Here is a 14,826-nt window from a genome sequence, read left to right on the forward strand (position 1 = left end):
TTTGCGGCCTGCCGTTCGACCGTTGAAGAAGCGCCTTCGGCCGGCGCAGAAGTGGCGACGGATTTTTGACGCTGCGAACTGTTGATACGGATCCGAACGTATAAAACGCTTAAACAGATCAACCGCTAAAACGTTTAACAGATCGACCGTGGGTCAAAGCACCTCGGGCGTACGCCGATATTCAGTGCCTTGCACTAGCGAAGACGGCAAGTTGATCAATGCCAGCCATATGACTGTTGAAGAGCATCGGCATGCACTGAGATAGCGACGGTTTTTTGACGCCGCATATAAACGGTTGATGCGAAAAAAGCTATCGGCTGAAGTGACGCCCGTAAGCAAGTGAGAGTTTTCGAGAGCGTCCGGAACTGCACTTTCGTACTGCGACTCCCATAATCCCGCCCGCTGTTAGCAGGCTGGGGCCGTTCCTGTAGTCGATCGTACATGCATACCACGGTGTGCACTGTGCATTGGCTCACGAATGGTCCTCATCCGCGGTAACCACCGCGGTGGGGAAAAGCCTGCATCAAAGCAGCTGCGCGGTCTGTGTTGGACCGCGATACGGGAACAGGGGAAAGTCCAGTGTGCATGCAAGTTGAGTCGGCGACCATCGCCGGCAAGGTTCGTTCGTTTTCGCTTGGCCGAAAGAAAAACGCTGCACCCGGCATGCCGCCGACGCGTTGCACCGTAGGGGACATTCGGCACGATTGGCGTACGACGCTGCGGCGATTGACCGCGTCCGCATTGCTGCTGGTAGCGCCTTCGCTGGCGCTCGCCGCGGACCTGCAGATCACCGACCTGTCCGACACCGGTTACGATCCCACGCCCGCGGGCGGCCAGGTGATCTACAGCATCACCATCGAAAACGGTGCGGTCGACGTCGTCAACAACACGGTGACCATCTTCGATCTGCCGGCGGGCACTACCGCCGGCACACTGCCGGGATACTGCGCGGCCGATGTCGGCACTCCTACACGCATCGTCTGTAACAACGGCACGTTGGACGGCACGTCGCCTACCGGCAATTCGTCCACTTTCCAGATCGGCGTCAACACCGCCGGCCAGACGCCGGCGACCGTTACCGTGCGCGGCGCCATTGGATTCGGCAACGCAATTCCGCCCGCTTCCACGCCGATCGCCAGCCTGACTCCCGCCGATCCGTTCTTCGCTGGCGACACCAACACCGCCAACAACACCCGCGTCGAAGCGACCACGCTGACCAACGCGGGCGACCTGCGCCTGGAAAAGACCGGCACGCCAAATCCTGTGGTGGGTGGCGCGGAAATCACCTATACGCTGACCGTTACCAATGCCGGTCCCAGCGTATCGACCAACTTCCAGGTAGTGGACACGCTGCCGGCTGCCACTTCGTACGTGGCCAACAGCTTTTCCGGCAGCGGTTGGACGCTCAACAGCGGCACGATGACCGCGACGCATGTTGGCACCCTGGCGGTTGGCGCCAGCAGCAGCTTCACCTTCCGCGCGCGGGTCAACGCTGGTACGGGCAATGTCATCAATGGGGCGACGGTGTCGGGCATCGGCACCGCAGATCCGAATCCCGCCAACGACAGCGCCCAGGTCACCACCGCGGTGACCGCAGGCGCCGATCTGACCTTGAGCAAATCTGCGGCACCGGCACCGGCCGTCTCCGGCCAGCCGGTGACGTTTACTTTGGTCGCGCGCAACCTGGGGCCCAGCAACGCCCAGGACGCCAGCTTCACCGACACGCTGCCGGCCGGCTTCGTCATCACCGGCGGCACGCAGCCGGCTGGCTGGACCTGTACCAACAATGGCACCGATACGGCGCGTACGTGTTCGCGTAGCACGGCCTTCGCCAATGGTGCGGTGGACACGTTCACCATCGTGGCAACCGTGCCCGCATCGGGCGCCAACAGCAGTGGCGACGTCACCAACACCGCCACCATCACTTCGACCACGCCGGACCCCAATGGTCCGACGCTGGGTACCAACAACAACAACGGCAGCGTCACTTTCACTGTATTGGCCGACGGCGCCGATCTGTCGTTGACCAAGTCCAAGACACCGGACCTGATAGCAGTGTGGGACGGCATCGGCAGCGATGCCGACAGCCGCATGACCTCGACGATCGTCGTGCGCAACCTCGGGCCGCGCGCGGCCAGTGGCCAGGTACAAGTGGTCGACGAACTCGCCGCGGGCGAGGAGTTCGTTTCCTCTTCCGGGCCTTGGACCTGTACGGTCAACAATCCCTACGCCGTACCGCCAGCGCGCCAGCGCGTCACCTGCGATCTCAACGCGGGTTCACTGCCGTTGGCGGTGAACAGCAATGCGCCGCAGTTGCAGATCATCTCTCGCGCACGCGCGGCCGGCGCTCTGACCAACACCGCCTGCACCGGCGGTAGCGGCGGTTCCATCGAACCCCTGACGGCCGGTGGTCTCAACAGCGATCCGGAAACCGACAACGACTGCAACGGCGACGGCACCCGCACCACCGACGAACGCGCCGATCTTTCCATCGCCAAACAGACAAATGGCGCCGGCACGGCCGACAATGTGCTGAGTCCCAGCGATACTGCGGTGAACTACACACTGACCGTCACCAACAACGGTCCGGACAGCACCACAGGCGTGGTGGTCAACGATACCGTTCCCGGCTACGTCGCCGGACGCACGACCGTTACCGTCAGCACCGTGCCCGCAGGCTGGACTTGCTCCGGCGATGGTTCGGTCATCTGCCGCTCCGGTACCACGCCGCTGGCTAGCGGCGCCAGCGTCACCATCGTGCTGACCGTCAACCACCCGCTGTTCGACAGTGCCGGCCAGACAGGTACCTGCGGCGGAGTCGCCACCAGCAACGCTTTCTGTAATACCGCAGGCGTCGGTATCGATGCCGCAGTGGCGGGTTCGGTCGGCGAGATCAATACGGCTAACAACAGTGCATCGGACTGGGTGCGGATTGACCGCGTCGCCAACGTGCAGACCACGGCGAAGAACATCACCTCTGGCGCTACCGGTCAGGCCGGCGTCAACACCACCTATCAGATGTCGTTCCGCAACCAGGGTCCGTCCACCGTGCCTGGCGTGGTGTTCCGCGATGTGTTCACTCTGCCTGCGGACGATACCGGCTTCGTGTTGATCTCGGCGAACCGCACGGGCGGTGGCACCGCCGCTTGTACCGCGACTCCCGGTGCCGGTGTGACCACCTCGCCAGCGGCTGGCGGCACTTCGTACGCCAATCCGACCGCGGGAACGGCACAGGTGACGATCACCTGCACGCCGCTATCGCTGACGAATGATCAAACCGAAAGCCTGACCGTGGTGATCCGCCCGAACGTCAACTCGGGCAACACCGGCCGCGTATTCAACAACACCGCCGACTTCTTCTTCGATCGCAACAACGACGGCACCGCTGATCCGGCCATCGGCAGCGACGCCAACGGCGATTTCGACTACAACTCCGACACCAGCGCCGCAGACGACCAGCGCAGCGCGTCGCTGCCGTTCGGCAGCGGTAGCGTGGACCTGATCACCAACAAGGTGGATACCGGATTTGCAGGCGGCGTGGATCCGCTGGGCTACGACGCCACCAACTTGTCGCTCAATGCGATCACCTACCGGGTGACCGTGCTCAACAACGGTCCGTCGGTCGCCAGCAACGTACGCATCAGCGACACCATCACGCCGTTTGCCGGGCGCACGGTGCGCTATGTCGGCGCATCGGCGACGACGGGCGGTCCATTCGTGGAGGCCGCTTGTACCGTCAATGCCGGCAGCAATCCCACTGTCGGCGCGCCGATGACGTTGGACTGCCAAATGCCGGGCGCGGGATTTTCGCCCAACCAGCCGGGCATGGTGGCCTCCGGACAGACCAGCACGCTGTACCTGCGCTTCCAATACGAGACGGCGCCGGGTGCCTCAGGCGATACGTTGGCCAATTCGGTTACCGCCAGCTCGGCGGAAACCGATACCAACGCCGCCAACAACATCGCCAACCAGGAAACCACCATCCGTGCTCGCGCCGATATGGGCGTGGCCAAGACCATGGTGGTAGTGGCGCCTGACAGCGATCCCAACGCGGCATTGCCGACTACCGTGACCAGCGTAGCGCTGCGCCAGCCGTTCTATTACGTCATCGACGGTATCAACAACGGTCCCGGTGCCAGCCTGTCGCGCGACCGCAGCGGCAATGGTCCGCTCAACGGCACGGGTACTGTCGTCACCGATACGCTGCCGGCCGGTGTGGTCATCACCGGTCCGATCAGCTGGCGGAAAGTCGGTCCTGACCCGGGTGGCGACGAAGTACCCAATGGCACCGGCGCTTGTACCCAAGCGGGCAGCACCGTGACCTGCAACCTGGGCGACGTCACCGTTACCGGACGCGTGCGCATCATCGTGCCGGCAGTCTGGAATACGTATCCCAGCGGCGGCACCAGCAACAACACCGCTGCAGTGACCACCGAGCAGGTCGATCCTACTCCGCCCAACAACACCGTGACGGTGCCGCTGACCGTGACCCGGTCGTCCATCGCGGGCGTGGTGTTCGAGGATCGTGACCGCACGGGCGCCAATGGCGGTATCCGCCAGTCCGCCGCGGCCGAACCCGGCATCGCCGGCGTGACCATCACGCTGACGGGTACCGACGCCTACGGCAACACGGTGAATCGCACGACGACCACCGCTGCGGACGGCACCTACAGCTTCAACAATCTGTCGCCAGCGAACGCGTCCGGCTACACGCTGACGGAAACGCAACCGGCTGTTTACCGCAATGGTCCGGTCGATCCGCCGGCCGCCGGTGGCGATGCGCCCTCCTTGGGCGGCACCTATGCGGTGGGCTCGCCGAATTCGGTGTACAGCGCCATCCCGGTGGGCACCGCCGATGCCGGCGTGCGCTACAACTTCCCGGAAGTGCGCAATCCTTCGTTGTCGGGTTTTGTCTACGTCGACGGCAACTTCAACAATGTGCGCGATGCCGGTACGGATGCCGCCATCGCCGGCGCCACGGTCGAGCTGCTGAACGCCACCACCGGCACCGTGGTGGCCACTGACACCACCGATGCGAGCGGTGCCTACAGCTTCACCAATCTTGACCCGCTGATCCTCTACACGCTGCGCGAAGTACTGCCGACCGGCAACTACCGGAACCGGCCGACGGCGGTGAATCCGGGCCAGATCGGCGGCGCGGCTTGCGCCACTGGCTGTACACCGGGCACAGGCGTGAGTGGCGATGCCGCCACCACCGATCGCATCTCCAGCATCGATCTGGGTGCGGGCCTGGACGGCACCGTCTTCAATTTCGGCGAAGACGCTATTTCCGCTATCTCCGGCAGCGTCTACCTGGATCGCAATCGCAATGGTGATTTCGACGGCGCCGACGCCGGCAGCGTCAACTCGCAGCCGAACGGTGCCTTGCAAGGTGTCAGCGTCACGCTGGCCGGCGCGGGTGCCAACGGTACTTTCGGCGATGGCGATGATCCGGCTCCGGTCACCATCCAAACCGACGCCAACGGTGCGTATCAGTTCCCCGACCTGGTGGTCGGCCAGAACTACCGCGTCACCGAGGCGCAGCCGGATGGTTATGCCAACGGTACGGAGAACACTTCCAACGTCATCGACGTCGCCAACCTGCCGGTAGCGGGTTCGACTGGGCACGACTTCGGCGAAGTCCTGGGTTCGATTGCCGGTGCGGTGTTCGAGGATTTCTCCACGACCGCGGCGAACAACAACAACGGCGCATTCGACACGGGCGAGAACTCCATCGCGAATGCGACGGTAACGCTGACCGGTACCGATGCACTTGGCAATCCAGTGAACGTCGCGGTGCAGACCAACGCCGCTGGCGCCTATGCGTTCAACGATCTGCTGCCACCGCAGACGGGCACGTTCTACACCATCACCGAAACCCAACCGGTCGGCTACATCGACGGCCGCCATACGCCGGGCAATGCAAGCACGCCGGGTACGGCGACCACGTCGAACATCATCGACGGCATCGCCATCAGCGCAGGCCAGCGGGCCACCGGCTATCTGTTCGGCGAACTGGCCAACACCAACATCAGCGGCACGGTCTACCTGGACCGTAATGATGATGGTGACCAGGACGGCGGCGAACCCGGCATTCCTGGCGTGACAGTCGTCATCCAAGGTGCAGGCCCGGATGGCGTGTTCGGCACCGGCGACGATCTGCCGCCGGTCACGCTGACCACCGATGCCAACGGCGACTACAGCTATGGCGGTGCGATCACCGGCCAGGATTACCGCATCGTCGAAACCCAGCCGACCGGCTTGGCCAATGGCCAGGAAAACACCAGCAACACCATCACGGTCACCAACCTGCCGGCTAGCGGTTCCACCGAAAACAACTTCGGCGAACTCGCTGCTTCTATCGCCGGTAATGTCTGGCTGGATGCCGACAACGACGGCGTGCGCGATGCAGGCGAGAACGGCATTGCCGGCGTCAGCGTCAGCCTGCCTGCGGGCACGGTCAATGCGCTGGGCAACCCGGTCACCGCGGCGGTCACCGATGCTAACGGCGACTATCGCTTCGTCGATCTGTTGGCCGGCAACTACACCGTCACCGAGCAGACCGCGCAGCCGGTGGTTGGCGGCGTGACCACGCTCAACGGCACCACACTGGTTGGCAACATCGGTGGCACGTCCACCGGAACCGCCACGCCTGTCGCCACGGTACCCAGTGCGGTATCGGGCATCGTGCTGCCGGCGGGAGAAGCATCGGTACAGAACAACTTCGGCGAAACGCTGGGTGTATCCGTCTCCGGTCGTGTGTTCTTCGACGGCAATAACGACGGTGCACAATCCGGCGTCAGCGAAACCGGCATCGCCGGTGTGACCATCAACTTGACGGGCACGGACGACACCGGCGCATCGGTATCGCTGAGCACCACCACCGACGCCAACGGTGACTTCGAATTCGAAGGCCTGCGTCCGGGCACCTATACGGTGACCGAACCGACGCAGCCGACCGGCACCAGCAACGGCATCACCACGCCTGGCAACGTTGGGGGCACGCCGTCCGGCACTGCCACGCCGATCACCACGGTGCCCAGCGTCATCAGCACCATTGATCTGACCACGCCGGGCAGTGCTTCGGTGGAGAACCTGTTCGGCGAAATTCCGCTCAACAGTGCCATCAGCGGCCGCGTGTGGCGCGATCTCGACAACGATGGCGTGATCGATCCGACCGAAGTAGGCATCGGCAGCGTCGTGGTCCGCCTGACCGGCACCGACCTGGCCGGCAATACGATCACGCGCGAAACCACCACGCAGCCCGATGGCAACTACGCGTTCACCGAGCTGCCGCCAGGCAACTACACCATCACCGAGCCTGAGCAGCCGACCGGTACGCTTAACGGCATCACGGTGGCGGGCACCGGTGGCGGCAACGTCACTTCGCCCACCACCACGCCTTCGGTGATCAGCAGCGTCACGCTGGGCGTGGGCGAGGAAGCCAGCAACAACAACTTCGGCGAGATTCCTGTCGGTTCGATTGCGGGCCGTGTCTACAACGATGCCAACAACAACGGCGTCATCGATTCGAACGAGCCGGGTATCGCGACGGTCGATGTCGTACTGACGGGCACCAACGATCTTGGTGAAACGGTGAGCGTAACAGTGCCCACCGATGCCGAAGGCCGTTACCGCTTCGAGAATCTGCGCCCGGGCACCTACACCGTGACCGAACCCACGCAGCCGACGCATACGCTCAACGGCATCACCACGGCAGGCAACATCGGTGGTACCACCACCGGCACTGCCACGCCGGTGGACACCACGCCTTCGGCGATCAGCGGCATCGTGCTGCCCATTGGTGGCGAGTCGGTGGAGAACAACTTCGGCGAGATCGGCGATTCGCCGGATCTGGTGGTCAGCAAGACCGCCACGCCGACCACATTCACCGTCAACAACATCGGCACCTACACGATCCACGTGCGCAACATCGGCCAGCAGCCGAGCAGCGGCGAGTACGTGGTGGAAGATCGTCTGCCCGCGGGCCTGACGCTGGCGGAAACGCCTGCGGGGAACGGTTGGATCTGCACCGGTGCGATAGGCGAGAGCCGCTTCCGTTGCGCCACCAGCAGCGTGATCGCCGCCGGTGCAACGCTTGCCGACTCCATCGTGGCGCGCGTGCGGGTTGCCGCATCGACGGCGGCGGCTTCGCCGGTCGACAACGCCGTGCTGGTGGAAGGCGGCGGCGAGAACGAGTTCCGCCGGCCGACGCCGCAGGAACGCTCCGACTTCGAAGGCAACCCGGGCGACCTGCCGGTCTGCGATCCGGCGATCACTCAGAACGCCTGTCGTCTACCCACGCCCGTGCAGCTGGCCGCTTCGGTATCCGGCACGGTGTGGTTCGACCAGGGCAGCGATATCGGCCTGATCGACGGTGGCGACCGCCGCCTGCCCAATTGGACCGTGGAAATCGTGGATGCCAACGGCCAGGTCGTGGCGACCACCACCACGGCACCGGACGGCAGCTACTCGGTGCCGGATTTGATTCCCGGCGTGCCGCTGGATATCCGTTTCCGTGATCCGTCTTCCGGCGTGATCTGGGGCTGGCCGGTCAGCGGCGAAACCGCTGGCGGCGCGCCGGCCCCTTGCGACGGTACCAACGCCATCAACAATGGCACCGCAAGTTCCTGCCGCAGCGGCGACGACGGCAGCACGCACTTGGCGGTGATCCTGGCGCCGGGTGCCAACCTGCCGCAGCAGAGCTTGCCGCTGAGTCCGGGCGGCGTGGTGTACGACGCCGTCACCCGTAATCCGGTGCCGGGTTCGCGCGTCACCTTGACGCCGGTAGGCACCTGCGCGGGCTATTCGCCGGAAGCGCATCTGCTCAATGCCGGTCTGGGTGGCTACAGCATCGAAGGCACTTCCGCGTCGATGACGGTGGGCACCGAAGGCTTCTATCAGTTCCTTATGTCGCCTTCGGCACCGGCTTCGTGCCGGTTCCAGATCGCGGTCACGCCGCCAGCCGGCTACAGCTTCCAGTCCGGGATGATTCCGGCGGAAACCTCGCCGCTGACGCCGCCGTCCACACCGGGTGTGAGTCACCCGGTGCAGACGAATGCGACCGCGCCGACCGCACCGGTCGGTACTGCCACCGCTTACTACCTGGAAGTGACGCTGGGTTCGGCGATTGCCGCACCCATCCATAACCACATCCCGCTGGATCCGCAGGTTGCGCCAGGGCTGGTCATCACCAAGACCGGCGACCGCAAGACGGTGGAAGTGGGCGACAGCATGGTCTACACCATCACCATCCGGCAGACCGCGGGCGCGGCGCTGGGCACGGTGAACGTGATCGATCGCCTGCCGCACGGCTTCACCTTCATCGAAGGCACCGCGCGCGTGGATGGCGCCGGTATCGCCGACCCGATCGGCAAGCCCGGTCCGACGCTGGTGTTCGACGTCGGCTCGCTCGCCGTCGGCGGTCAGAAGGTACTGAACTACCGCGTCCGTGTTGGCGTGGGTAGCCAGCAAGGCGACGGCATCAACCGCGCTCGCGCGCATGGCTGTTCGATCACCGGCGGCTGCGTGGATCCCAACACGCTGCTTCCGTACACCAACGGCGGCGTGGTGGCGTCCAACCCGGCCCAGTACCGCGTGATCGTCAGCGGCGGCGTGTTCACCGATGAAGGTTGCGTGCTGGGCAAGATCTTCGTGGACTGCAACGTCAACCACGTGCAGGACAGCGAGGAGCTCGGCATCCCCGGCGTGCGCATGTACTTCGAGGATGGCACCTGGCTGATCAGCGACTCGGAAGGCAAGTACAGCTACTGCGGTCTGCCGCCGAAGAGCCACACGCTGAAGGTGGATGCATCCACGCTGCCGGTCGGCTCGCGCCTGACCACCAGCAGCAACCGCAACTTGGGCGACGCCGACAGTCTCTTCATCGACTTGAAGAACGGCGAGCTGCACCGCGCCGACTTCATCGAGGGCAGTTGTTCCAACCCGGTCATTGAACAGGTCAAGGCACGCCGTACGCAGGGAGAGATACGCGCGCCGGAAACCGAAGCGGGGCAGAAGCCGTTGCGCTTCGAAAGCAAGGCGCCGCGCGCACCGCAGCAAGGCACCGACTCGGCCAACCAGCGTCCCATCGTGGACCCGAGGCCGACCGGCACCGAACAGGAAGGCAACAAGGAGGTGCAGCCATGAGCCGCATCTCCACGACGACTCCTTCCCTGACCAAAGCCAAGCCCATGCGTGCACTTCGTCTTTCCGTCACACCGCTTGCGTTGGCACTGTCGCTGGCGATGACGCCGGTTGCCGCGCAGAACGTCTCCGGCGATCAACGCTTCACGCCGGTGCTGGGGCAGGGCACGCCGCTGTTCCCGCAATCGCCGCAAACTCAGAACACCGGCTCGCAAGCGCTGTATGCGCAGCCGGGCAACGTCGACTATCGCGTCAACGCTGGCGTCGATCGTGTGGTGGTGGAAGTCGATCGTGACGGCGCACCCGCCGACGGCCAGTCGCCGGTGCACGTGGTGGTGCAGTTGTTCGGCGCCGACGGCAAGCCGATGACGGGCGAAGCGTTCGCCACCATCGAAAACTCCGGCGGCCGCATCAAGCTGCCCGACGGCCGCACCGACGAACTCGGCCCAGGCCACCTCGATGCCGACAAGGTCACGCCCGGCGTGCAGTTGCCGGTGCGCAATGGCCGTGCGGAATTCGATCTGCTGGCCCCGCACGATCCGCAAGACGTGCTGCTGCGCGTGACCTCGGGCGGACAGAGTGCCGAAGGCGTGGTCGGCTTCGTACCGGAAATGCGCGAGATGATCGCCACCGGTTTGATCGAAGGCGTCATCAACTTCCGCCGCAAAGGCAACCTGATCAACGGAACCCAGCAAGGTGATGGTTTCGAGCGCGAAATCCGCCGTTGGGAAAAGCAGTTCAACAACGGCAAGGCGAACGGTGCCGCGCGCGCTGCATTCTTCGTCAAAGGCCAGATCAAGGGCGAGTACCTGCTGACGGCAGCGTACGATTCGGACAAGGAAGTCCGCGCCCGCTTGCTGCGCGACATCCAGCCGGAAGAGTTCTACCCGGTCTATGGCGATGCGTCGCTGCGGGGCTTCGACGCGCGTTCGGCCGAACGCCTGTACGTGCGCGTGGACAAGGATCGCAGCTATCTGTTGTACGGCGACTTCCAGACCGGCGACAGCATCAGCACGCAGACCGGGGTTGATTTCGGTGAGCGCGCTTCGCAGCGTGTATTGGGCACCTACAACCGCACCGCCACCGGCCTGGGTTGGCATTTCGAAAACGAGCGCGTGCGCGGCAATGTCTTCGCCATCGAGGATTCGCTGCGCCAGGTGATCGAAGAACTGCCGGCGTCCGGCAGCGGTCCATATGGTTTGCGCAACAACGCGGTGCTGGAAGGCAGCGAGCGCGTGGAAGTGGTGGTGCGCGATCGCAACCAGCCTTCGCGCATCGTCTCGGTGCGGCCGCTGGGCCGGCTGGTGGACTACAGCTTCGAACCGTTCTCCGGTCGCATCCTGCTCAACAGCTTCCTGCCTTCGTTCGACAGCGATCTGAATCCGGTCTCGCTGCGCATCACCTACGAACTGGACCAGGGCACGGAGAAATTCCTGGTGCTGGGCGCGGACGCGCAGTTGCGCGTGGGCGAGAACGGCGAGATCGGCGGCTCCTATGTCGATGACCGCAATCCGTTCGCCGCCTTCGAAATGGGCAGCGCGAATGTCGGCTACCGCTTCGGGCCGAACACCTGGCTGGTCGCCGAAGCCGCGCGCACGCGCAGCGAAGTGAACACCAACTCCATCAACCAGTACGGCACGCCCGCGCTGGAAGGCCTCAGCGGCCTGGTGGAAGGCGACGCCTGGCGGGTGGAGTTCGGCCATGCCGGCAAGGACCTGGACTTCAAGTTGTTCGCGGGCCGTTCCGATCCGGAATTCAACAATCCGGCTTCGCCGCTGTACGGTGGCCGCGGCGAATACAGCTTGAACACGCGCTATCGCATCAACGAGCGCTTCGAGGTCTATGCGGAAGGGCTGCGCAGCGAAGACCGCAATCCCGAAGGCGGTGAACGCGACGCCGGCAGTGTGGGAACGCGTTTCAAGGCAACCGACAAGCTGACGCTGGACTTCGGCTACCGCGCTATTCGCGAAACCGTGGGGGCCTATTACACCTGGGCGACCAATAGCGGCTACGGAAATCTCGGCGGACTGTCCGGCGGCTACGCCACCGGCGCCGGCGGGGGTGTGCTGGGCTATGGCCAGCAACCATTGGATCCGCTGACCGGCCTGCCGATCATCAGCAGCGGCAATCCCAATGACGTGGGCAGCGGTTTGCCAGTGGGTACCGAGTTATCGTCGGACATGCTGCGCTTCGGCGTCGGCTACCGCGCCAACGATCGCCTGAGCCTCGGCGGTGAAGTGGAGCAGGACATCCACGGCGAAGACCGCAACCGCATCGCTTTGGGTGCGGACTATCAGCTGCGCGAACGCAGCCGCTTGTACGGCCGCTACGAAAAGCAGACCGGTATCAGCGGCGTCAACGGGCTGACCCAGGACGGACGCGAAGCCGACACGATGGCGTTCGGTGTGGACACCAGCTTCGTCAAGGACACGCAGTTGTTCTCCGAGTATCGCCTTCGCGACGCCATCAGCGGTCGCGATATACAGGCGGCGTCGGGCGTGCGCAACAACTGGGACATCCGCGAAGGCGTGCGCCTGAGTTCGTCGTTCGAACACACCAACGTCATCTCCGGCGATGTCGGCGACTCCACCGGCGCCGGACTGGCGTTGGACTACAGCGCCAACCCGCTGTGGCGCGGCACCATTCGCGTGGAGCACCGCATCTCGGACGATGTGACCGAAACGCCGACCGACGAGGGCTACAACACCACGCTGCTGCAGTTCCTCGCTGCCCGCAAGCTCAACCGCGACTGGACCGTACTGGCGCGCAACTACTTGTTGCGTACCGAATACGCCGCACGCGGCGACGTGCTGCAGGACCGGTTCCAGATCGGCGCGGCGTATCGCGACACCGATACCAACCGCGTCAACGCGCTGGCCCGTTACGAGTACAAGCTGGAGAAGGACGAGAGCGGCATGGACGGCTCCGGCTTCGGTTCCGACACCGGCCAGGACATCCGCACCAGCGCGCACATCATCTCCGCGCATGCCGACTGGCATCCGTCGCGGCCATGGTGGCTGACCGGCCGCGTGGCGGCGAAGTGGCAGAAGGACAGCTTCTTCTACGCCGATACCGGGCGCGTGAACGACGACTTCAACGCGGTGCTGCTGTCGGGCCGCGTGGTCTACGACATCACCGAGAACTGGGACATCGGCGTGCTGGCTTCGACCTTCCGTGGCCAGGACGGCGCCAACCAGTATGCGTTTGGTGTGGAAGTCGGTCGGTTGCTGCGGCAGAACCTGTGGTTGTCGGTGGGCTACAACGCCACCGGTTTCCGTGGCGACGAAGACCTGACCGGTTACGAGTACACCCAACAGGGCGGCTTTATCCGCCTGCGCTTCAAGTTCGATGAAGACCTTTTCCGTAGAGACGATGCCCGCTACCGCGATCCGGTGCGCTGAGGAATGCAGACCATGAAAAATACCAATATGAAGAATGCCAAGAAAATTCTCGGCATCGCCATCGCTGCCTCACTCGCCGTAGTAGCCGCCGCCAACGGCCAACAGACCACGCTGGCTCCGCAGGAGGCGCGCATCACCGACGAAGCGATCCATGCCGACCTGTCCGATTATGGACAGACGCAGGGCCGCATCCAGGCGCTGAACGACGGTGGCCGCCCGGTGCGCGACTATCACCTTTCCAAGGCGCAGTGCTGGCTGGACGTGTCCTTCCACGAATACACCCGCAACGACCGCAGCGACTTCCCGCAGGAGGCGTTGACCGAGTCGGAAAAGCTGATCGTGGGCATGGAGCAGGGCGTTACGCCACTGCCCACCGACACGCCACTGGTCAACGGTGCCGCACGCGTACGCGAGGATTTGTGGAAGCGCCTGGGCGCCATCCACGGCACGCCCGGTTTCGAATGTGCGCAGCAGGCCGTGGCTTGCGGTGAAGTGGAACTGGTGCATGCCGGCAACGAGTTGAACCAGCAGCAGTGGCGGCATTCCAAGCCCTATATCCAGATCGCCGAGGATTGGGTCAACGACGCCGAAGCGCTGGCGCGCCAGTGCGGCGCCGTTCCCGCCGCCGGTCCGCAGCCACCGCTCGCGCTGACCGCCAACGTGCTGTTCGAATTCGACCGCGACCAGAAAGGCGACATTCGCGCTTACTCGCTGCAGAGCCTGGATCAGGCACTTGCACGCATCCGCGAAGAAGGCCTGACGCTGACCGGCATTGAGCTGATCGGTCATGCCGACCGTCTGCAAGGACGCGGCCACGACTACAACCAGGGTTTGTCAGAACGCCGCGCCCGTACCGTGCGTGAGTTGCTGATCGCCCGCGGCGTGTCCGAGAGCCTGATCACCAACGCGTACCGTGGCGACACCGAGCAGGTGCAGCGCTGCGAAGGCGTCAAGCCTCAAGCGGCCCTGCGCGAATGCCTGATCCCGAACCGCCGGGTGGAAGTGAAGTTCAACGTTACGCGTTGAGATAGAAGCGGTGAGCGAGAAAGGTTCCGCTTTTGCCTCCCTCTTTAATAAAGGGGAATTGAGGGGGATTTGCTTCCGCTCTTTGTAGGAATGGTGCCGGCATGCCGGCACCATTCCTACAGGTGCCGCTATAACGTAGAGCGGAGCTTGCTCCGCTGCTTTTGCCTTTGCTTCTTCTTGCACCGAATCGAAGAGCAGCGGAGCAAGCTCCGCTCTACGCGATGCAATGCAGCCCTTGTGGGAGCGACGTGAG

General features: G+C 64.2%; 3 protein-coding genes. All 3 read left to right on the forward strand.

The genetic code is table 11. The features are described 5' to 3' along the window. Positions 1 to 585 precede the first annotated feature (585 nt). The 3 genes from AB6O04_RS16915 to AB6O04_RS16925 are packed head-to-tail and all read left to right on the forward strand — an operon-like array spanning position 586 to position 14,573. Positions 586 to 10,149, forward strand: coding sequence for an SdrD B-like domain-containing protein (locus tag AB6O04_RS16915; RefSeq protein WP_368565368.1), 9,564 nt, complete (start codon positions 586 to 588; stop codon positions 10,147 to 10,149). Further along, complete coding sequence (locus AB6O04_RS16920) at positions 10,146 to 13,547, forward strand: hypothetical protein (RefSeq protein ID WP_368565369.1); 3,402 nt, start codon at positions 10,146 to 10,148, stop codon at positions 13,545 to 13,547. Before AB6O04_RS16915 ends, AB6O04_RS16920 begins: the two co-directional genes overlap by 4 nt. 12 nt (positions 13,548 to 13,559) lie before the next feature. After that, on the forward strand, positions 13,560 to 14,573 hold the full coding sequence (locus tag AB6O04_RS16925) for an OmpA family protein (protein WP_368565370.1): 1,014 nt from the start codon (positions 13,560 to 13,562) through the stop codon (positions 14,571 to 14,573). Positions 14,574 to 14,826: the final 253 nt, after the last annotated feature.

This window comes from Pseudoxanthomonas sp. UTMC 1351 (assembly GCF_040948865.1).
In the GTDB taxonomy this organism is placed as follows: domain Bacteria; phylum Pseudomonadota; class Gammaproteobacteria; order Xanthomonadales; family Xanthomonadaceae; genus Pseudoxanthomonas_A.

Excerpts from the sequence above, each read along its gene's own strand:
- AB6O04_RS16920 (WP_368565369.1), top strand. The coding sequence starts at position 10,146 with ATGAGCCGCATCTCCACGACGACTCCTTCCCTGACCAAAGCCAAGCCC.
- AB6O04_RS16915 (WP_368565368.1), top strand. The coding sequence starts at position 586 with ATGCAAGTTGAGTCGGCGACCATCGCCGGCAAGGTTCGTTCGTTTTCG.
- AB6O04_RS16925 (WP_368565370.1), top strand. The coding sequence starts at position 13,560 with ATGAAAAATACCAATATGAAGAATGCCAAGAAAATTCTCGGCATCGCC.